The organism is Leptothrix cholodnii SP-6, assembly GCF_000019785.1.
Taxonomy (GTDB): Bacteria; Pseudomonadota; Gammaproteobacteria; order Burkholderiales; family Burkholderiaceae_C; genus Sphaerotilus; species Sphaerotilus cholodnii.
The window spans coordinates 2,794,059-2,813,709 of the sequence record NC_010524.1 but is presented as its reverse complement, the minus strand read 5'-3'; the positions used below and the strand labels follow the sequence as shown (position 1 = coordinate 2,813,709).

The window sequence follows — 19,651 nt, the reverse complement described above, 5'->3', positions numbered from 1 at the left end:
CCGCGTCGAGAACAAGGCGCTTTTCAGTACCTCTCCCGCACGCGGCGAAGACCACCGGACGGTGCGCCCCGAGGGGCCGCACCGCACCGGCGCATTTCACTTCTTGACTTCCTTGAACTCGGCGTCGACCACGTCCGCGTCGTCGGCCTTGCTCTCGGACTTCGGTGCCTCGCCGCCCGCGGGGCCGGCAGCGGCACCGGCGGCCTGCTGGGCCTGCATGTCGGCGTACATCTTCTCGCCGAGCTTCTGGCTGGCCGTCATCAGGGTGTTGGTCTTGGCCTCGATGTCGTCCTTGTCGTCGCCCTTGATGGCTTCCTCGACGTCCTTCATCGCGGCTTCGATCTTTTCCTTCTCGCCGGCGTCGAGCTTGTCGCCGTATTCGGTGAGCGACTTCTTGACCGAGTGCACCATCGCGTCGCCCTGGTTCTTGGCCTGGACGACCTCGACCTTCTTCTTGTCCTCGGCCGCGTTGGCTTCGGCGTCACGCACCATCTTCTGGATCTCGTCTTCCGACAGACCCGAGTTGGCCTTGATCGTGATCTTGTTTTCCTTGCCGGTGGCCTTGTCCTTGGCGCCCACGTGCAGGATGCCGTTGGCGTCGATGTCGAAGGTCACCTCGATCTGCGGCGTGCCGCGCGGCGACGGCGGGATGCCTTCGAGGTTGAACTCGCCCAGGCTCTTGTTGCCCGAGGCCAGCTCGCGCTCGCCCTGGTAGACCTTGATCGTCACGGCCGGCTGGTTGTCGTCGGCGGTCGAGAAGGTCTGCGAGAACTTGGTCGGGATGGTGGTGTTCTTCGTGATCATCTTCGTCATCACGCCGCCGAGCGTCTCGATGCCCAGCGACAGCGGGGTGACGTCGAGCAGCAGCACGTCCTTGCGCTCGCCGCCCAGCACCTGACCCTGGATCGCGGCACCGACGGCCACCGCTTCATCCGGGTTGACGTCCTTGCGCGGCTCCTTGCCGAAGAAATCCTTGACCTTGTCCTGCACCTTGGGCATGCGGCTCATGCCGCCGACCAGGATCACGTCGTCGATCTGGCCGACCGACACGCCGGCGTCCTTCATCGCCGTGCGGCACGGTGCGATCGTGCGCTCGATCAGCTCCTCGACCAGGCTTTCCAGCTTGGCGCGGGTCAGCTTGATGTTGAGGTGCTTCGGGCCCGACGCGTCGGCCGTGATGTACGGCAGGTTGATGTCGGTCTGCGCGCTGTTGGACAGCTCGATCTTGGCCTTCTCGGCCGCTTCCTTCAGGCGCTGCAGGGCCAGCACGTCCTTCGACAGGTCGACGCCCTGGTCCTTCTTGAACTCGGCGATGATGAAATCGATGATGCGCTGGTCGAAGTCCTCGCCGCCCAGGAAGGTGTCGCCGTTGGTCGACAGCACCTCGAACTGCATCTCGCCGTCGACGTCCGCGATCTCGATGATCGAGATGTCGAAGGTGCCGCCGCCCAGGTCATAGACCGCGATCTTGCGGTCGCCCTTGCCGTGCTTGTCCAGGCCGAAGGCCAGCGCGGCCGCGGTCGGCTCGTTGATGATGCGCTTGACGTCCAGGCCGGCGATGCGGCCGGCGTCCTTGGTGGCCTGGCGCTGGCTGTCGTTGAAGTAGGCCGGCACCGTGATGACGGCTTCGGTCACTTCCTCGCCGAGATAGTCCTCGGCGGTCTTCTTCATCTTGCGCAGCACTTCGGCGCTGACTTGCGGCGGGGCCATGCGCTTGCCGCGCACTTCGACCCAGGCGTCGCCGTTGTCGGCCGCAGCGATCTTGTAGGGCATCAGGTCGATGTCCTTCTGCACTTCCTTCTCGGTGAACTTGCGACCGATCAGGCGCTTGACCGCGTACAGCGTGTTGCGCGGGTTGGTCACGGCCTGGCGCTTGGCCGAGGCACCGACCAGGATCTCGCCGTCTTCCTGGTACGCGATGATCGACGGCGTGGTGCGCGCACCCTCGCTGTTCTCGATCACGCGCGTCGTGTTGCCTTCCATGACGGCGACGCAGCTGTTGGTCGTGCCGAGGTCGATACCGATGATCTTGCCCATGTGTGTGCTCCGGAAAATTTGTGAACTGGTGTCTGATTTGCGGCTGACGGCCGGGCTTTCAAGCCCTGCGACCTGCGCGCGGCCTGCGTTGGAGCAGGGCCCGGCGCGCGGTCGCGATCAGCGTGTCATTTGGCGGCGGCGACGGTCACCAGCGCGGGCCGCAGCACGCGGTCGGCGATCAGGTAGCCCTTCTGCAGCACGGCCACCACCGTGTTGGCCTCTTGTTCGGCGGGCACCACGCTGATGGCCTGGTGCTGGTGCGGGTCGAACTTGGTGCCGGCCGGCGGATTGACCTCGAGCACCTTGTTGCGCTCGAGCGCCTGGCCGAGCTGGCGCAGCGTGGCGTGCACGCCCTCGATCACCTGTTCGGGCGAGCCCTTGCCGGCGGCGTGGCTCACAATCGCGGCCTCCAGGCTGTCTTTCACCGGCAGCAGGCTCTCGGCGAAGGATTCGACTGCAAACTTGCGCGACTTGGCGATGTCGTCATCGGCACGACGGCGGATGTTGTCGGCTTCGGCCTTGGCGCGCAGGTAGGCATCAGCCAGATCCGCGTTCTTGGCTTCGAGTTCGGCGATGCGCGCGGCGCTGTCGTCGATTAGCTCTGAGGCGATACCCTGGGCTTCCAGGGCGGCGTTGTCGGATGGGATGTCGGCTTTGGGCGTGTCTGGCATGAAATGTCTCTGTCCGTCTGACGATGAACCGGCAGTGCAACTTGCACCGATGGCCATGAATTCAAGAGGGTTGCGACAAGATTTTTCTCGCGCCCTGCACGGGAGCACGCACGCAACGCAACACAATCTGCGGCGTTAAGGTATATTTCATGGGAAATTATCCCAGCAATAGACTCCCAAAGCAGTGCCATGAGCGACCAACCCAACCACGATCCTGGATCCGTCGCCGGCCATGATCCGCGGGCACAGCAGGCGCTCGATGGCGCGGCTGTCGTGCTGCGGCCGGTGGTGCGCTGGCTGTTGCGCCACGGCGTCCATTACGGTGCATTGACCCAGGTGCTCAAGCAGGTGTTCCTGGCCGAGGCGCGCAGCGAACTGCAGCGCAAGGGCAGCAAGGTGACCGATTCGGCGCTCAGCGTGCTGTCGGGCGTGCACCGCAAGGACGTGCGCGCGCTCGGCAACCAGGCGCTGCCGGTGGCGCCGCTGGTGCCCACGCCGGCGTCGGTGCTGTTCACGCGCTGGATCACCGACCCGCGTTACCGCGATCCGGCCAGCGCGCAGGTGCTGTCGCGCCTGCCGCGCCACGGCGAGATGCCCAGCTTCGAGGCGCTGGCGCGCGAGACCTCCAGCGACGTCCACCCGCGCACGCTGCTCGAGGAACTGCAGCGCCTGGGCATGGTCAGCGTCGACGGCGACGACGTCTGCCTGAGCGCCGACCGCTTCGTCAGCCGCCCGGAGGACGCCAGCGCCGCGCAGACCCTGGCGGTCAACGCGGCCGACCACCTCGCGGCGGCGGTCTACAACCTGCAGGCCGGCAACGGCTTCAAGTTCCTGGAGCAGAGCGTCTACGCCAACGGCCTGAGTGTCGAATCGGGCAACAAGCTGGCGGCCGTGGCGCGCGCGGTGTGGGCCCCTGCGTTCGACGGCATGGTGGCGGCGGCCACCGATTGCGTGCGCGCGGACAATAGCCGTGAAGACACGCCGTTGCGCATGCGCTTTGGCGTGTACTACTACCACGAGGCCCTCACCCCCGAAGGCGAGAACGGGAAACCCGACGCGGCCTCGAAGTCCGCCTCGCGGCACGAGTGACCCGGGCCTGCTGCACCGAACGATCACACTGGATATCTGGAGTTCACCATGTTCGACCGAGTCGACAACGATGCCGCGCCCCCGGTGCACGTGCCGCGCGCGCGAGGTTCCGCCGTCGGCTGGTTCGGCGCCGCCGTGATGGCCGTGCTCACGCTGGTGGCGTGCGGGGGAGGGGGTGGAGATGGTGGCGTCGGCACCAATGGCACCGGCATTTCGATGGGCACGGTGAACGGCTTCGGCAGCGTGATCGTGGATGGCGTGCGGTTTGATGACCGTCAGGCCCGAGTCGAGATCGAGCAAGGTTCCAAGGGGGACGAGTTCGTGCTGGCCGAGGTCAAGCTCGGTCATCGCTCGCTGGTCGAATCGATCGGCAGCGCAAACGACACCACCGCGAGCCTGGGCGTGGCCCAGCGCATCGAGGTCGAACCGTCGCTGGTGGGGGTGGTCGACAGCAAGCTGGGCGACTCGATCACGGTGCTCGGCCAGCGGGTGGTCGTCAACTCGACGGGCGGCCAGCAACCGGCGACCGTGTACGAGGGCTTTTCGGGTATTGCCGACATCCAGCCGACGACCGATGTTGTCGAAGTGCATGCGTTGCGCCAGGGCAGCGGCGACGCAGTGACCTACCTCGCGACGCGGATCGAGAAAAAGACTGCGGCACCACCGGCCTACCTTCGCATCGCGGGTGTCGTGTCGGGCGTCAGCGGCGGCAGCACGGGCACGTTCAAGCTCGGCCCCCTGACGGTGCAGCGCTCCGGCTCGACCGTGATCCTGCCGGTTGGCAGCCCGGCGCTCCAGATTGCCAACGGCAACTCGGTGGTGGTGTTCGCCCCGACCGGCGCCTATGTGGCGACCGGGGCGACGGCGCCGAGACTGGACGTGACCGACGGGGCGGTGAGGGTGCGTTCGTTCGCGTCGCCGGTGTCGATCTCGGCCTACCTGAGCGGCGTGGTCACGGAGATCAACGCGACGACCAAGCTGATTGCCATCGACGGCGCGACGGTCGATCTGTCGCGTGTTGCCGATGCCGATTTCGATCGCGTCACGTTTGCCACGCTGGTCGTCGGCGACTACGTGCGTGCACGCGGGCGCTATCTGTCGGCGACCTCGTTCGTTGCGGACCGACTGCAGTTGCGCACGGGCGACGACGACGTCAACAACCCGGCTGAACTGCATGGAACCTTGAGCGGCTTTGTCGACGCAACCCTCACCACGCCTGCGAAGTTCGTCGTGCGTGATACCGAGGTCCTGCTGCCGGACTCCGCAGCCGTCAAGGATTGCCCGGCGGTCGGGGTGGTGCTGAACGATCAGTTCGTCGAAGTCAAGGGCCTCGTCTCGAGCACGGGCATCACTGCCACCCAACTCGAGTGCAAGAGCGAGGTGGCCGGATCGGTGGTCGAGCGACAGGGGACGGTGACGTCCCTCAGCGTGAGCGCTCGCACCTTCGTTTTGCAGCGCACGGGTGTTGCGGATGTGACAGTCGCCTACACCGACAACACCTTCTTCCGCGACATCCCGAACTGGACCGATGGTCTGGCTGTCGAGGTCGAAGGCTCGTTGAGCGGCACCGGCACATCGGCAGTGCTCAACGCCATCAAGATCAAGCGCGACGACGACTGATCGCTTTCGGGAGCGTCGTCGTCCGATGGATGGGCGCCGGCGTCTCTCAGCCCTCGTCGTCCAGCGACACGCTCCAGCGCTGCCACTCGGTGATCTGCCGGCGATCCGACTTGGTCGGCCGGCCTTGCGTGATGCTCTGCGCCGGGTCGACCGTCAACGGCCGGTTGGCGAGCCAGGTCGCCACGGCGGCGCGGCTTTCTTCGGTCTCTTCATAGAGCTGCCGGGCCACTGGCGCCGGGCCGCGCACGTCCGACAGGGCCAGAACCCGGATGATGCGCGGCAGCGGGCAGTTGCCCTGTTTCACGCTCAGCAGGTCGCCGCAGCGCACCAGCCGGGCGGCCTTGGCCAGTTGCTGGTTGATCATGACGCGGCCGTGGCCGATCTCGTCGCCGGCCAGGCTGCGGGTCTTGTAGAAGCGCGCGGCCCAGAGCCACTTGTCGAGGCGCACGCCCTCGCGGCTGTCGGGCGCTGCGGCGGCATCGGTCTTGTCGTCGGATCGGTGTTTCACGCCGCCGATTGTGGCGCGGCAGCGTGCAGCGGCAAGTCCACACGCGCGTCCAGGCCGAGTGCGGCGCCCGAGCCATCGGCCGCCACCCGGTTGTCGAGCCGGATCTGCCCGCCGAGCCGTTCGCAGACCTCGCGGCAGATGTTCAGCCCCAGGCCGCTGCCGCTGCTCGGATGGCCGGTGTGGAAGGGCTCGAACAGGTGCTCGCGCTGCGCCGCCGAGATGCCGGGGCCGCTGTCGCGGATCTGCAGCCGGGCGATCGGGTCGGCGCTGGGCCCGTCGGCCGCGGTGGGCGGCGTCAGCGCAAGCACCGCCACGCTCAGCGCCCCGCCCGCCGGCGTGGCGCGGATGGCGTTGTGCAGCAGGTTGCGTGTCAGCTCGCGCAGCATCCAGTCGCGCGCGCGCACCGGAACCGGCGCGTCGGCGGCGAGCTCGAAGTCGAGGCCCTTGTCGGCGATCAGCGGCGCCAGGTCGAGCGCCACGTCGCGCACCAGCGCGGCCAGGTCGATGCTTTCGGCGGCCTGGTCGTTCTGCACCTGATCGAGCTTGGCGAGCGCCAGCATCTGGTTGGCCAGGCGCGTGGCGCCGTCCACCGTGGCGCGGATCTCGCGCAGCGCCTCGTGCGCCGGCAGGTCGCCGCGCAGCGCCGACTGCACCTGGGTCTTGAGCACGGCCAGCGGCGTGCGCAGCTGGTGCGAGGCGTCGCGCACGAAGCGTTTCTGGCGCGTCAGCAGACCGGCCAGGCGGGCCATCGCGTCGTTGGTGGCGTCGATCAGCGGCTGCAGTTCGCGCGGCGTGCCGGTGGTGTCGATCGGCGACAGGTCATCGGCCGGGCGCGCCGTGATGGCCGCACTGAGCTCGCGCACCGGCCGGGTAGCGCGCTGCACCACCCACGACACCACGAGGCTGATCACCCCCAGCAGCGCGGCCTGGCGCCACAGGGTGTCGAACAGCATCTGGCGCGCCAGCGTCTGGCGCAGCTCCAGCGTCTCGGCCACCTGGATGGTCGCCATGCCCTGGCCGGCCTGGCCCGACACCGGCTGCAGCAGCACGGCCACCCGCACCGGCTCGCCGCGGTAGTGGTCGTCGTAGAAATCGACCAGCGCCGCGTAGGGCCCGCGCACCGGAATCCGGCCCTGCCAGGCCGGCAGGTCCTCGAAACCCGAGACCATCTCGCCGCCGAAGCCCGACACCTTGAAGAAGATGCGGCTGCGGTTGTCGGCCTCGAAGGCCTCGAGCGCCGAGTAGGGCACGTTGGCGCGCACCTGCAGGGCGTCGCTGTTGCCGGTCACTTCGAGCAGTTCGCCGATCGACTTGGCCGACGCCAGCAGCGTGCGGTCGTAGGCGGTGTCGGCCGAGCGCAGGGCCTGGTGGTAGAGGCTCCAGGTGTTGATCGCCACCAGCAGGCCGACCGGCAGCAGGATGCCCAGCAGCAGCCGGCTGCGCATCGACAGCCGCGCCAGGCGCATCGACAGCCGGTCGATCACGGCTGCGGCGACAGCAGGTAACCCAGGCCGCGCAGCGTCACCAGCCGTGCGCCGGTGGTCGCCAGGCGCTTGCGCAGGCGGTAGGCCACGACCTCGATCGCGTCGGGCTGCACGTCGGCCTCGCCGGCGAACACCAGCTCGAACAGCCGTTCCTTGGCCACCGCCTGGCCGGGCCGGGCCAGCAGCGCGCGCAGCAGCGCCGACTCACGCGGCGCGAGTTCGAGCGCCTGGCCCTGGAAGTAGACCGCACCGCTTTGCGCGTCGACACGCAGGCCGCAGTACTCGGGCGTGTCGTGGCGCTCGCTGGGCTGGCGCCGCACCAGCGCCTTCACGCGTGCCTCGAGTTCGTCGAGGTCGAAGGGCTTGGCCAGGTAGTCGTCGGCGCCGGTGTTCAGGCCGAGCACGCGGTCGCCCACCGCGCCGCGGGCGGTCAGGATGATGACGGGCGTGCGCAGGCCCTCGGCGCGGGCGCGGGTCAGCACCTCCAGGCCGTCGACGCCGGGCAGGCTGAGGTCGAGCAGCACCACGTCGGGCTGGCTGGCCTGCCAGCGGTCGAGCGCACGGGCGCCGTCGGCGCAGGTCACGACCTGCATGCCGCGGCGCTCGAAGGCGCGCTGCAGCGAGGTCTGCATCGCCAGGTTGTCTTCGATCAGGAGCAGTTTCATGGGCGGGCAAGGGTTCGGAGTGGCGCTCGCTTGGCGTTTCCCCTAGTGGGTTGGACAGCCGATCGACAGCCAGCGGCGTCACCATTGATTCTGTCCGTGATTCACCAACGAGCAGGAGACAAACATGCGTCGTGACACCTTTCTGAAGTCGATGGCCGCCCTCGCCGTGGCGGGAACCTTGCCACTGAGCGCCCGCGCGGCGGCGAATCTCAAGATGATGATTCCCGCCAATCCGGGGGGCGGCTGGGACAGCACCGGCCGCGCGCTGGGCAAGGCGATGCAGGACGCCGGCGTGGCCGGCTCGGTGAGCTACGACAACAAGGGCGGCGCGGCCGGCGCGATCGGCCTGGCGCAGTTCGTCAACGGCAGCAAGGGCGACCCGAACGCGCTGATGGTGATGGGCGCGGTCATGCTCGGCGGCCTGATCACCGGCAAGCCGCCGGTGAGCCTGACGCAGGCCACGCCGATCGCCCGCCTGACCAGCGAATACAACGTCTTCGTGCTGCCGGCCAACTCGCCCTTCAAGACCATGAAGGACGTGGTCGAGCAGCTCAAGAAGGACCCCGGCAGCGTCAAGTGGGGCGGCGGTTCGCGCGGCTCCACCGAACACATCGCCGCGGCGATGCTGGCGCATGAAGTGGGCGTCGATCCGGCCAAGATCAACTACGTCGCCTTCCGGGGCGGTGGCGAGGCCACGGCCGCGATCCTGGGTGGCAACGTCACCATCGGCGGCAGCGGCCTGAGCGAGTTCGACGAGTACATCACCAGCGGCAAGATGCGCGGCGTGGGCGTCACGGCCGACGCGCGCCTGAAGGGCTTCGACATCCCGACGCTCAAGGAGCAGGGCTACAACGTCGTGCTCGGCAACTGGCGCGGCGTCTACGGCGCGCCCGGCATCACCGCCGAGCAGCGCGCGGCGCTGACCGACATGGTGCTCAAGACGGTGCAGTCCAAGGGCTGGGCCGAGGCGCTGGAGCGCAACCGCTGGATGCCGGCGGTGCTGTCGGGCGCGGCGTTCGAGAAGTTCGTCGAAGACGACTTCGCCAACCTGCGCAAGACCATGACCCAGGCCGGGATGATCTGACATGAAGACGCCGCAAGCCCTCGTGGGTGCGGGCGTGCTGGGCATCGGCGTGCTGCTCGCAGCCGGTGCCTGGGACATCCCGACCGAAGCCGGTTACGGCGGTGTCGGCGCCAGCTTCCTGCCGCTGGTGGTGGCTTGCGCGCTGCTCTTGTGCGGGGTCGGCCTGATCTGGGAGGCCGCCAGCGGCGGCTTCCGCGAGATGGACGATTCCTCGGGCGACGAGGCCGGCTACTGGCGCGGTTTCGCCTGGGTCTCGGCCGGCATCCTGCTCAATGCGCTGCTGATCGGCACGCTCGGTTTCATCCTCAGCTGCACGCTGTGTTTCATGCTCGCGGTGCGCGGCTTCAAGGCCTCGCAGGGCGTGCTTGACGGCGGTGTGCGCAGCTGGCTGGTGCACGCGCTGACGGGCTTGGCGATCGCCGCGCCGGTGTTCTGGATGTTCACCAAGCTGCTCGCCATCAACCTGCCGGGCCTGACTTCGACGGGATGGATCTGATGGACACCTTCAATCAACTGCTGCAGGGCTTCATCACCGCCGGCACGCCGGTCAACCTGCTGTGGTCGCTGCTGGGCTGCACCATCGGCACGGCGGTGGGCGTGCTGCCGGGGATCGGTCCGGCCACCGCGGTGGCGATGCTGCTGCCGATCACGCTGCAGGTCGAGGTGACGGCGTCGATGATCTTCTTCGCCGGCATCTACTACGGCGCGATGTACGGCGGCTCGACCACCTCGATCCTGCTCAACACGCCCGGCGAGGCCGGCTCGATGGTCACGGCCATGGAGGGCAACAAGATGGCCAAGAGCGGCCGCGCCGGGGCCGCGCTGGCCACCGCCGCGATCGGCTCGTTCGTGGCCGGCACCATCGCCACGGTGGTGGTCACCTTCGGCGCGCCGGTGATCGCCGAATACGCGGTCAGGCTCGGCCCGCCGGAATATTTCATGCTGATGGTGCTGGCCTTCTGCACCGTCAGCGCGGTGCTCGGCAAGAGCACGCTGCGCGGCCTGACGGCGCTCTTTATCGGCCTGTCGATGGGGCTGGTGGGCATCGACCAGATCTCCGGCACCGCGCGCTACACGCTGGGCGTGCCCGAGATGATGGACGGCATCGACGTGGTGCTGGTCGCGGTCGGCCTGTTCGCCGTCGCCGAGGCGCTGCACGTGGTGCTGTTCGAGGGCCGGGTGGTCGAGTCGCAGAACAAGCTCAGCCGCGTCCACATGAGCCTGTCGGACTGGAAGCGCTCGTTCCCGGCCTGGATCCGCGCCACCTTCATCGGCCTGCCGTTCGGCTGCATCCCGGCCGGTGGCAGCGAGATCCCGACCTTCCTGAGCTACGCGACCGAGAAGAAGCTGTCCAAGCATCAGAAGGAGTTCGGCACCACCGGCGCGATCGAGGGCGTGGCTGGCCCCGAGGCGGCCAACAACGCGGCCATCACGGCCACGCTGATCCCGCTGCTGACGCTGGGCATCCCGACCTCCAACACCACCGCGATCCTGCTCGGCGCGTTCCAGAACTACGGCATCCAGCCCGGGCCCCAGCTGTTCGACAGCAACGGCGCGCTGGTCTGGGCGCTGATCGCCTCGCTCTACATCGGCAACGTGATGCTGCTGATCCTCAACCTGCCGCTGGTGGGGCTGTGGGTCAAGCTGCTGAAGATCCCCAAGCCGGGCCTGTATGCCGGCATCCTGATCTTCGCCACCGTGGGTGTCTACGGCATCCGGCAGTCGAGCTTCGACCTGTTCCTGCTCTACGCCATCGGCCTGCTCGGCCTGGTGATGCGGCGCTTCGACTTCCCCGCAGCACCGGTGGTGGTCGGCCTGATCCTCGGCCCGCTCGCCGAAGCGCAGCTGCGCAACGCGATGTCGATCGGCGAGGGCAAGTGGAGCGTCTTCCTCGACCGGCCGATGTCGCTGACGCTGGTGATCGTGGTGATCGCCGTGCTGGTCCTGCCGCGACTGGTCAAGCTGGTGCAACGCATGCGCTGAGCCCCGGGCGGGCGACCACCGGACCCGGTCCGGGCCCGTCTTCTTTCCCCGTTCCCCGTTTTCTCGGGCCCTGGATCCAGGGCCCGGGGGATCCGTGCGCGCCCTCGGGTGCGTGAACACGATCGATCAAGGCGCCTGATGCCGTGACGGTCTCGACATTTCGACAACCGGAGACAACCCGAATGAACAAGTCCCTGATCACCTTCGCCATCCTGGCCGCCGCAGCCGGCACCGCCGCCGCGCAATCGAACGTCACGGTCTACGGCAAGATCGACCTCGGCGTGCGCAAGGCCGTCGGCGCCACCAACAGTGAAATGGCCACCGGCAGCGACGGCCGGCTCGGCTTCAAGGGCACCGAGGACCTGGGCGGTGGCAACCGCGCCTTCTTCGATCTGCAGCATCGTTTCTTCCCGAACACCGGCGCTCAGGACGGCGCGCAGTTCTGGAAGGGCCTGTCGCAGGTCGGCATCGGCGGTGCGTTCGGCCAGGTGTCGTTCGGCCGGCAGTACATCGCCGCGTTCTCGATGATCCAGGACAAGATCGACCCGTTCGGCGGCGACACGGTGGCGCAGCTGCGTGACGTCGGCTTTCGGGTCGGCGGCATCACCAAGGTGCGCATCGACAGCTCGATCCGCTACGACTACAGCACCAACGGACTGAACCTGGCCGTGTCGAGCGCCGAGTCGACGCCCAACGGCGGCAGCGACCGGCCGTTCTCGGTGGGCGCGAACTACAAGGTGGGCGGCCTGTTCGTCGGCGCCGGCTACGAGGATCCGGCCGGCGCGAACGACCGCATCGTGCACGTCGGCGCGGCCTACACGATGGGCGCGGCCACGGTCTCGGCCGGTTACGCCAAGGGCGACACCAACGCCAACGTCACCGCCAAGGGCTTCATGGTCGGCCTGAACTGGGCGCTCGGCCCCGGCGAGCTGAAAGCCGCCGCCGGCACGCAGAAGCAGGGCAGCACGACCACCGCGCAGAAGGTCGGCCTGGGCTACCACTACGCGCTGTCCAAGCGCACGACGATCTACACCGACGTCGGCCATGACAGCAAGGCGGTCGCCAACAAGACCGGCTACGACCTCGGCGTGAAGCACACGTTCTGAGCGTGTCTGCGCCGGCCGCAGCAGCCTGCTGCGCGGCCGGTGTGATCAGGTCTTGGCGCCCAGAGCCAGCGCGCGCAGGCGCTGGCTCTCCAGCTCGGCCGCACGCGGCTGCTCGTCGCGCATCACCGGCCAGCCGCCGGTGTGGCGCTGCACGATCGCCACCAGGCTCTGGATCCAGGCCGGGTGGTCGTTCAGACACGGGATGTGTTCGAAGCGCTGGCCACCGGCGTGCAGGAAGAGCTCGCGGCCCTCGATGGCGATCTCTTCGAGCGTCTCCAGGCAATCGGCCGGGAAACCCGGGCAGAACACCTGCAGGTGCTTGACGCCGCGCTTGGCCAGGCCCTTGAGCGTGGCCTCGGTGTAGGGCTCCAGCCACTTGGCCTTGCCGAAGCGGCTCTGGAAGCTGACGCTCAGGTTCTGCTCCGACAGCCCCAACCGCTCGCGCAGCAGCCGGCCGGTCTTGAGGCACTGGCAGTGGTACGGATCGCCCAGATGCAGCGTGCGCTCGGGCACGCCGTGAAAGCTCAGCAGCAGGTGGTCGCCGCGGCCTTCGCGGGCCCAGAAGTCTTCGACCCGGCGCGCCAGGGCGTCGATGTAGCTGGGCTCGTCGTGGTGCTGCTTGACGAAGCGCAGCTCGGGCAGGTTGCGCTGCTTCAAGCTCCAGGCCGCCACCGCGTCCCACACGCTGGCGGTGGTGGTGCCCGAATACTGCGGGTACATCGGCAGCACCAGGATGCGATCGCAGCCGGCCTGCTTGAGCTGGTCGAGCGTGGCAGCCACGGCCGGCTGGCCATAGCGCATGGCGTGTGCCACCGTCACCTGCAGGCCGCGTTCGCCCAGATAGCCCTGCAGCATCGTGGCCTGGCGGCGCGTCCAGACCGCCAGCGGCGAGCCTTCGGCGGTCCAGACGCTGGCGTACTTGGCGGCCGACTTGGCCGGCCGCACGCGCAGGATGATGCCGTGCAGGATCGCCAGCCAGATCGCGCGCGGGATCTCGACCACGCGCGGGTCGGACAGGAACTCGGCGAGGTAGCGGCGGACCTCGGCGGTGCGTGGGGCGTCGGGTGTGCCCAGGTTGACGAGCAGCACACCGATGCGGGGCGCGCTGCCGTGGCGGTAAGGGGGTTCGGGGGCGTAACGGGGTGTCGGCATGGCGGCGGATTCTCGCCCAGCCTTGGCCCCATTGCCGCAGCGGGCCGATGGCATGACGACAATGCGCGCATGACTGTCCTTGCCCTCACCCTCGACCTCGATGACACGCTGTGGCCGATCGCGCCTGTGATCGAGCGCGCCGAGCAGGTCACGCACGCGTGGCTCGAGCGGCAGGCCCCCGCCACCGCGCTGCGCTTCGGCGTGCCGGCGATGCGTGAGCTGCGCGCCGACGTGTCGCGCCGCCATCCCCGGCTGGCTCACGACCTGAGCCAGCTGCGCCTGATCGCGTTGCGCGAGTCGCTGCGGGCCAGCGGCGACGATCCGGCGCTGGCCGAGCCGGCCTTCGAGGTGTTCTTCGCGCAGCGCCAGCAGGTCGAGTTCTATGCCGACGTGATCCCCGCGCTCGACCGCCTGGCCGCGCGCTTCCCGCTGCTGGCGCTCAGCAACGGCAATGCCGAGCTGGCCGCGACCGGGCTGTCACGCTGGTTCTGCGGCTCGGTGAGCGCCCGCTCGGCCGGCGTGGCCAAGCCGGATGTGCGGATCTTCCGCAGTGCCTGCGAACAGCTCGGCCGCGCGCCGGCTCAGGTCATGCACATCGGCGACGACCTTGCCCTGGATGTCGACGGCGCACGCGCCGCCGGCCTGCAGACCGCGTGGGTACGGCGTGACGGGGTGCAGCAGCCTGGAGGGTCGACGCAGGAGGCCGGGCGCCGGCACCTGCAGGTGAGCGACCTGCTGGCGCTGGCCGATCTGCTCGGCGCCTGAGCCGGCAGGCTCGGATCGTCAGATCGGCTGCGGATCGGTGTCGTCGAAGCGCAGGATCTCGAAGCTGATGGTCGGTGCGTTGAGCACGTTCGGGCTCACGCCCATGCAGATCACGCCGCGGCCGTGCAGCGTGCAGGCGCCGCGGCGCAGCGTCACCACCTCGGACTGGCGGCCGAAGCGCACGTAGGTGCCGTTCGAGCTCAGGTCGGTGAGCTGGAAGTTGCCGCTGTGCCACTCGATGCGGGCGTGGCTGCGCGAGACGCGGCTGTCGTCGACGCAATAGTTGGCCTCGTGGCTGCGGCCGATGATCACCGGCAGGCTGCGCACCGTGTGGATGCGTGAAACCCCTTCGCTGGCCAGCCGGATGCCTTCGGGCGCGGCGGTCGGGGCGCTGTCGCCGAACATCGTCGACGCTGCATCCTGGCCGCGCCGCGGCTCGAGGCGCCAGACTTCGACCGGTTCGACACGCCCGCGCAGATGCAGGCGCTCGAGCCTGCGAAAGCGCTTGCGCATCTCCGGGGGCAGCGGTTCGAGGGTCTGGGTGGTGAGCAGCGTCTCGTTGTCGCCGGCGGCATCGAGCAGCCGGGCCGACACGTTGACGGCATCGCCGAAGCAGTCGCCGGCGACCTCGATCATTTCGCCATGAACCATGGCGATCTGGACCCGCATCACGGGCTGGCTCGCCGGGCGTGACGCACCCATCACGCGATCGATCGATTCGTGGACTTCTTCGGCGGCGCGGATCGCGGGCAGCGGCCCCTTGAAGACGGCCATCAGGCCATCCCCCAGGGTCTTGATCACCCGGCCTCCCTGGCCCTCGATGATCCGCCCCACCACGGAAACGCTTTGAGTGACGACCGAAGCGGCTTCGGCGTTACCCAGGCTTTCGTAGAGCGAGGTGCTGCCGCGCAGATCGGCAAACAAAACGGTGCAGGTGACAGTCTGCGGCATGGATGCGAAGTTTAGCGTGCCGTTGCGTGACGCACGACACGGTCGCTGTTCTCAAAAGACAAAAGGCCCGGTGAACCGGGCCTTCAGGCAAGGGGATGCGGTATCCCCCGAGCATGGGGGTCTGCAATTTACAGATTGTCCAGATAGGTGCGCAGCTTGTCCGAACGGCTCGGGTGCTTGAGCTTGCGGATCGCCTTGGCCTCGATCTGGCGGATGCGCTCGCGCGTCACGTCGAACTGCTTGCCGACTTCTTCGAGCGTGTGGTCGGTGCTCATCTCGATGCCGAAGCGCATGCGCAGCACCTTGGCCTCGCGCGGCGTCAGGCTGTCGAGGATGTCGCGCACCACGTCGCGCAGGCCCGACTGCATCGCCGCCTCGATCGGCGCGGTGTTGTTGGTGTCCTCGATGAAGTCGCCCAGATGCGAATCGTCGTCGTCGCCGATCGGCGTTTCCATGGAGATCGGCTCTTTCGCGATCTTCATGATCTTGCGGATCTTGTCCTCGGGCATCTCCATCTTCTCGGCCAGAGAAGGCGCGTCGGGCTCGAAACCGAACTCCTGCAAGTGCTGACGCGAGAGACGGTTCATCTTGTTGATCGTCTCGATCATGTGCACCGGAATGCGGATGGTGCGGGCCTGATCGGCGATCGAGCGGGTGATGGCCTGACGGATCCACCACGTCGCGTAGGTCGAGAACTTGTAGCCGCGGCGGTATTCGAACTTGTCGACCGCCTTCATCAGGCCGATGTTGCCTTCCTGGATCAGGTCGAGGAACTGCAGGCCGCGGTTGGTGTACTTCTTGGCGATGGAGATCACGAGGCGCAGGTTGGCCTCGATCATCTCGCGCTTGGCTTCGCGCGAACTGGCTTCGCCCTCGTTCATGCGCCGGTTGATCTGCTTGAGATCGTCGATCGGCACCACCGCCTTGGTCTGCAGATCGGTCAGCTTCTGCTGCAGTTCCTGGATGGCCGGCAGGTTGCGGCTCATCACGGCGCTGTAGGGCTTGTTGGCGGCGATCTCGTTCTCGGCCCACTCCAGGTTCAGGATATTGGGCGGGAAGCTCTTGATGAAGTACTCCTGCGGCATGCCGCAGCGGTCGACCACGATCTTGCGCAGCTCGCGCTCGAAGCGCCGGATGTCGTCCACCTGCGAGCGCAGCAGGTCGCACAGCTTCTCGATCGTCTTGACCGTGAAGCGCACCGTCATCAGCTGGCCGCTGATCGCTTCCTGCGCCTTGTTGTAGGCCGGCGACTTGTAGCCGTCCTTGTCGTAGGCCTTGCGCATCTTGTCGAAGTCGAGCTGCAGCGCGTCGAACTTCACCAGCGCCTGGTTCTTCAGCTCCTCGAGCTTCTTGGTCAGGGCCTTGGAGCCGCCGTTGCCGTCGTCGTCTTCTTCTTCGTCGAACTCGTCGAAGTCTTCTTCGGCGACGTAGTCGTCGGCCTCGTCGGCGGCCACGAAGCCGTCGACCACGCTCGAGATCGGGTCCGTGCCGGCGCGGATCTTGTTGGCCATTTCCAGCACTTCGGCGATGGTGGCCGGCGAGGCCGAAATCGCCAGCATCATCGCCTGCAGACCGCCTTCGATGCGCTTGGCGATCTCGATCTCGCCTTCACGCGTCAGCAGCTCGACGGTGCCCATCTCGCGCATGTACATGCGCACCGGGTCGGTCGTGCGGCCGAACTCGGAGTCGACCGTCGACAGCGCGGCTTCGGCGGCTTCTTCGGCTTCTTCTTCGGTCGAGGTGGTGGTGCCGCCGCCGGCGATCAGCAGCGTGGCCGCGTCGGGCGCCTGCTCGTAGACCGCGATGCCCATGTCGTTGAGCATCGACACGATGGCTTCGAGGATCTCGGCCTCGACCAGCTTCTCGGGCAGGTGGTCGTTGATTTCCTGATGCGTCAGGAAACCGCGCGTCTTGCCCATCTTGATGAGGGTCTTGAGCTCCGAGCGGCGCTTGGCGACTTCCTCTTCGGTCAGCATGGTCTCGTCGAGGCCGAACTCGCGCATCAGCGCGCGTTCCTTGGCCCGGCTGACCTTCATGCGCAGCGGCTTGGCCTTGGGCGTGACTTCACCCGTGCCTTCGAGCGCGACCGTCTCGACTTCGCCCTCCGCCTCGACTTCGACCTCGCCTTCGAGTTCGGCTTCGATGTCGGCGAAATCCTCCTCGCCCCCCAGCGCAGGCTTGGACTCGGCCTTCTTGGCCGGCTCGGCGGCTGCCTTGGGCTTGCGTCCGCGCTTGACCGCAACGGTGGGGGTCGTTTCTTCGCCGGGCGCTGCAGCCTTGGCAGCCTTGGCCACCCGGACGACGCGCACGGTCTTGCCTTCGGGTGCAGCAGCGGCCGGCAGGTTGTCGTCGGTCAGGGTGGACGTGGCGGGGGCGCTCTTCTTCGCGGTCATGCGATTCCTCGGCAATGGGCTCGACTGGACATAAGTGGTGACGGGGGCCTGAGGCTCAAGTCGGTGCGCCGTGGCGATCAATCTGCATCATCAGCACATCAGGTGCTTGATGCGGCGTCATGGGTACATCAAGCGGCAACAGGCGCACGCACGCAGGGCGTGCGGTGGAACCGATCATCAGGCGGGCAAGCGGGTGTGGACATCTGTTCATGCAGCGCTGGCGGTGTGTTGGCCGCTGAAGTGACCCGTGTCGCGGGTGGCCGGGGCCGGCAGGCGCTGCTGTCCTCTTGCCGTTTGGAGACAGCCGAGGATTATACCCGGAACATCAAATCCGACCCAGCAGGCGCCAGCCCTCGGCCTGCGGCACGGCGCCCCGGATCTGCGTGATGACGGGCTGCAGATCCTCGAGCAGCGGCTCGATGCCCTGGATGGCCGCGTCGACCAGCGCGATCGCCGTGCTGCACCACTCGAACTGCACCAGGGTGTCGCGCAGCTCGGGCCAGGACAGCGGCTCGGACTCCATGTGCATCTGGTCGAGGTGCCGGAACAGCTCGCCGTGCCAGCCCGGCAGTTCGCACAGCAGGTCGTGATCGGCGCCCGACAGCCCGGCCCACCACTCGCTGCGCTGCAGCAGTAACCAGGCGGCGCGGTCTTCGGGGCGGTGCGCATTCGGCCGGCGGCCACCGGCGCGGCTCGCGAGTTGCGCCATGAGGTCGCTGTCCTTGCCGGGTCGGCCGTCCCGGCGCTGGAACTTGCCACGCCCCGGCGTGGACGGGTACGACGGCGCGTACGGCTGTTCCTGCGACTGCGCCGGCGCCCGCGGCGGCCCCGCGCCCCAGCGGGCCGCCAGATCGGCGGCATTGAGCTGGGCGACCTGCGCGAACTCGTTGACCATCTGCATGCGCAGCACGCCTGCGGGCAGCGCGCGCCACAGCGGTTCGGCCTGGGCGACCAGGCGTGCGCGTCCTTCGGGCGTGACGAGGTCGCAGTCGGCGCCCGCCACCTGCAGCATCTGGCTCGACAGCGGCAATGCCTCGGCGATGCGGCGCTCGAACGCCTCGGCCCCCTCGGCTCGCACGTAGGAGTCGGGATCGTGTTCGGCCGGCAGGAACAGGAAGCGGAAGCTGCGCGTGTCGGTGGCAAACGGCAGCACCGCCTCCATCGCCCGCATGGCCGCGCGCCGGCCGGCGTTGTCGCCGTCGAAGCTGAAGACGACCTGGTCGGTGTGGCGCACCAGCTTCTGCACGTGGTCGGCGGTGCAGGCGGTGCCGAGCGTGGCCACCGCCTGGTCGAAGCCGAGCTGCGCCAGCGCCACCACGTCCATGTAGCCCTCGGTGACCAGCACGTGGCCGCGCTGGCGGATCGCCTGGCGCGCCTCGTACAGGCCGTACAGCTCGTGGCCCTTGACGAACACTGGCGTCTCGGGCGAGTTCAGATACTTCGGCTTGCTGTCGTCGAGCACCCGCCCGCCGAAGCCGATGATCTCGCCCTTGACGTTGCGGATCGGGAACATGATCCGATCGCGAAAACGGTCGTGGCGGCGCTGATCCTGGCCTTCGTCGAGGATCACCAGCCCCGATTCGACCAGCAGCGGGTCGTCGTAACGTGCAAACGCGCTCGCCAGGCCGTGGTGGCCGGGCGGCGCGTAGCCGAGGCCGAAACGGGCCGCGATCTCGCCGGTCAGACCGCGCCGCTTGAGGTAGTCGATCGCCTTCGGGCTGGCCTTGAGCTGCTTGCGGTAGTGGGCCGCGGCCTGCGCCTGCAGCTCCGTCAGCGTGAGCTGCTGGGCGCGCGCCTGGGCGGCCTTCTCGCGTTGTTCGGGGCTGGTGTTTTCTTCCGGGACCGTTGCGCCGACTTCCTGCGCGAGCTCGTGCACTGCGTCGACGAAGGTCATGCCGCTGGCTTCCATCAGGAAACCGATCGCGTTGCCGTTGGCCCCGCAGCCGAAGCAGTGATAGAACTGCTTGGTCGCGCTGACCGTGAAGCTGGGCGATTTTTCGGCGTGGAACGGGCACAGGCCGCTGTAGTTGGCGCCGGTCTTCTTGAGCTGGACGCTGCGGCCCACCACCGCGACGATGTCGGCGCGGGCGAGCAGGTCCTGGATAAAGCCTTGGGGGATCACGCCGCGAGTCTAGCGAACCGT

Annotated in this window: 16 protein-coding genes; 7 read left to right on the top strand and 9 right to left on the bottom strand. The window is 68.0% G+C overall.

Annotation, left to right across the window (positions count from 1 at the left end):
- Positions 1 to 96 precede the first annotated feature (96 nt).
- Positions 97 to 2,037, bottom strand: a complete 1,941-nt coding sequence (dnaK, locus tag LCHO_RS12890) for a molecular chaperone DnaK (RefSeq protein WP_012347597.1) — start codon at positions 2,035 to 2,037, stop codon at positions 97 to 99.
- Positions 2,038 to 2,162: 125 nt separating this feature from the next.
- Complete coding sequence (gene grpE, locus LCHO_RS12885) at positions 2,163 to 2,708, bottom strand: nucleotide exchange factor GrpE (RefSeq protein WP_012347596.1); 546 nt, start codon at positions 2,706 to 2,708, stop codon at positions 2,163 to 2,165.
- A gap of 189 nt (positions 2,709 to 2,897) precedes the next feature.
- On the opposite strand from grpE, the gene LCHO_RS12880 reads away from it, so the two are divergent.
- Together LCHO_RS12880 and LCHO_RS12875 are read left to right on the top strand one after the other, a co-directional pair.
- Positions 2,898 to 3,797, top strand: coding sequence for a DUF6502 family protein (locus LCHO_RS12880; protein WP_012347595.1), 900 nt, complete (start codon positions 2,898 to 2,900; stop codon positions 3,795 to 3,797).
- Between the two features lie 48 nt (positions 3,798 to 3,845).
- Positions 3,846 to 5,417, top strand: coding sequence for a DUF5666 domain-containing protein (locus LCHO_RS12875; RefSeq protein ID WP_012347594.1), 1,572 nt, complete (start codon positions 3,846 to 3,848; stop codon positions 5,415 to 5,417).
- A 46-nt stretch (positions 5,418 to 5,463) separates the two neighbouring features.
- On the opposite strand, the gene LCHO_RS12870 is transcribed toward LCHO_RS12875, so the two are convergent.
- The 3 genes from LCHO_RS12870 to LCHO_RS12860 are packed head-to-tail and all read right to left on the bottom strand — an operon-like array spanning position 5,464 to position 8,074.
- A complete protein-coding gene (locus LCHO_RS12870; RefSeq protein WP_012347593.1) occupies positions 5,464 to 5,925 on the bottom strand; it encodes an RNA-binding S4 domain-containing protein in 462 nt (153 codons plus the stop codon).
- Positions 5,922 to 7,391, bottom strand: coding sequence for a sensor histidine kinase (locus LCHO_RS12865; protein WP_012347592.1), 1,470 nt, complete (start codon positions 7,389 to 7,391; stop codon positions 5,922 to 5,924). Before LCHO_RS12865 ends, LCHO_RS12870 begins: the two co-directional genes overlap by 4 nt.
- Before the next feature lie 14 nt (positions 7,392 to 7,405).
- Positions 7,406 to 8,074 (bottom strand): response regulator transcription factor, encoded by a 669-nt coding sequence (locus tag LCHO_RS12860; RefSeq protein WP_012347591.1) that lies wholly within the window; start codon positions 8,072 to 8,074, stop codon positions 7,406 to 7,408.
- 124 nt (positions 8,075 to 8,198) lie between these two features.
- On the opposite strand from LCHO_RS12860, the gene LCHO_RS12855 reads away from it, so the two are divergent.
- The 4 genes from LCHO_RS12855 to LCHO_RS12840 all read left to right on the top strand — a co-directional run bounded on the left by LCHO_RS12855 (position 8,199) and on the right by LCHO_RS12840 (position 12,247).
- The gene (locus LCHO_RS12855; RefSeq protein WP_012347590.1) at positions 8,199 to 9,158 is read left to right on the top strand and encodes a Bug family tripartite tricarboxylate transporter substrate binding protein; all 960 of its coding nucleotides are present in this window, start codon (positions 8,199 to 8,201) and stop codon (positions 9,156 to 9,158) included.
- 1 nt (position 9,159) lies between these two features.
- On the top strand, positions 9,160 to 9,654 hold the full coding sequence (locus LCHO_RS12850) for a tripartite tricarboxylate transporter TctB family protein (protein ID WP_012347589.1): 495 nt from the start codon (positions 9,160 to 9,162) through the stop codon (positions 9,652 to 9,654).
- Positions 9,654 to 11,141, top strand: a complete 1,488-nt coding sequence (locus LCHO_RS12845) for a tripartite tricarboxylate transporter permease (protein ID WP_012347588.1) — start codon at positions 9,654 to 9,656, stop codon at positions 11,139 to 11,141. The genes LCHO_RS12850 and LCHO_RS12845 overlap by 1 nt, the downstream gene beginning before the upstream one ends.
- 182 nt (positions 11,142 to 11,323) lie before the next feature.
- Positions 11,324 to 12,247, top strand: a complete 924-nt coding sequence (locus LCHO_RS12840) for a porin (protein ID WP_012347587.1) — start codon at positions 11,324 to 11,326, stop codon at positions 12,245 to 12,247.
- Between the two features lie 45 nt (positions 12,248 to 12,292).
- Here the strand turns inward: LCHO_RS12840 and hemH are convergent, their stop codons facing one another.
- Positions 12,293 to 13,399, bottom strand: coding sequence for a ferrochelatase (gene hemH, locus LCHO_RS12835; protein ID WP_012347586.1), 1,107 nt, complete (start codon positions 13,397 to 13,399; stop codon positions 12,293 to 12,295).
- Between the two features lie 69 nt (positions 13,400 to 13,468).
- Between hemH and LCHO_RS12830 the strand changes: the two genes are divergently transcribed.
- Positions 13,469 to 14,164 carry an HAD family hydrolase gene (locus LCHO_RS12830; RefSeq protein ID WP_012347585.1) on the top strand — a complete coding sequence of 232 codons (696 nt, stop codon included), beginning with the start codon at positions 13,469 to 13,471 and terminating at the stop codon, positions 14,162 to 14,164.
- 18 nt (positions 14,165 to 14,182) lie between these two features.
- Here the strand turns inward: LCHO_RS12830 and LCHO_RS12825 are convergent, their stop codons facing one another.
- From LCHO_RS12825 to dnaG, 3 genes are all read right to left on the bottom strand, one after another.
- Positions 14,183 to 15,115: an adenylate/guanylate cyclase domain-containing protein gene (locus tag LCHO_RS12825; RefSeq protein ID WP_012347584.1), complete on the bottom strand. Its 933-nt coding sequence runs from the start codon at positions 15,113 to 15,115 to the stop codon at positions 14,183 to 14,185.
- 128 nt (positions 15,116 to 15,243) lie between these two features.
- Positions 15,244 to 17,508: an RNA polymerase sigma factor RpoD gene (rpoD, locus tag LCHO_RS12820; protein ID WP_012347583.1), complete on the bottom strand. Its 2,265-nt coding sequence runs from the start codon at positions 17,506 to 17,508 to the stop codon at positions 15,244 to 15,246.
- Positions 17,509 to 17,833: 325 nt separating this feature from the next.
- The gene (dnaG, locus tag LCHO_RS12815; protein ID WP_012347582.1) at positions 17,834 to 19,630 is read right to left on the bottom strand and encodes a DNA primase; all 1,797 of its coding nucleotides are present in this window, start codon (positions 19,628 to 19,630) and stop codon (positions 17,834 to 17,836) included.
- Positions 19,631 to 19,651 lie beyond the last annotated feature (21 nt).

Excerpts from the sequence above, each read along its gene's own strand:
- LCHO_RS12830 (WP_012347585.1), top strand. The coding sequence starts at position 13,469 with ATGACTGTCCTTGCCCTCACCCTCGACCTCGATGACACGCTGTGGCCG.
- rpoD (WP_012347583.1), bottom strand. The coding sequence starts at position 17,508 with ATGACCGCGAAGAAGAGCGCCCCCGCCACGTCCACCCTGACCGACGAC.
- LCHO_RS12855 (WP_012347590.1), top strand. The coding sequence starts at position 8,199 with ATGCGTCGTGACACCTTTCTGAAGTCGATGGCCGCCCTCGCCGTGGCG.
- dnaK (WP_012347597.1), bottom strand. The coding sequence starts at position 2,037 with ATGGGCAAGATCATCGGTATCGACCTCGGCACGACCAACAGCTGCGTC.
- LCHO_RS12880 (WP_012347595.1), top strand. The coding sequence starts at position 2,898 with ATGAGCGACCAACCCAACCACGATCCTGGATCCGTCGCCGGCCATGAT.
- LCHO_RS12845 (WP_012347588.1), top strand. The coding sequence starts at position 9,654 with ATGGACACCTTCAATCAACTGCTGCAGGGCTTCATCACCGCCGGCACG.
- LCHO_RS12875 (WP_012347594.1), top strand. The coding sequence starts at position 3,846 with ATGTTCGACCGAGTCGACAACGATGCCGCGCCCCCGGTGCACGTGCCG.
- grpE (WP_012347596.1), bottom strand. The coding sequence starts at position 2,708 with ATGCCAGACACGCCCAAAGCCGACATCCCATCCGACAACGCCGCCCTG.
- LCHO_RS12850 (WP_012347589.1), top strand. The coding sequence starts at position 9,160 with ATGAAGACGCCGCAAGCCCTCGTGGGTGCGGGCGTGCTGGGCATCGGC.
- LCHO_RS12840 (WP_012347587.1), top strand. The coding sequence starts at position 11,324 with ATGAACAAGTCCCTGATCACCTTCGCCATCCTGGCCGCCGCAGCCGGC.
- LCHO_RS12860 (WP_012347591.1), bottom strand. The coding sequence starts at position 8,074 with ATGAAACTGCTCCTGATCGAAGACAACCTGGCGATGCAGACCTCGCTG.
- LCHO_RS12825 (WP_012347584.1), bottom strand. The coding sequence starts at position 15,115 with ATGCCGCAGACTGTCACCTGCACCGTTTTGTTTGCCGATCTGCGCGGC.
- LCHO_RS12865 (WP_012347592.1), bottom strand. The coding sequence starts at position 7,391 with ATGCGCCTGGCGCGGCTGTCGATGCGCAGCCGGCTGCTGCTGGGCATC.
- hemH (WP_012347586.1), bottom strand. The coding sequence starts at position 13,399 with ATGCCGACACCCCGTTACGCCCCCGAACCCCCTTACCGCCACGGCAGC.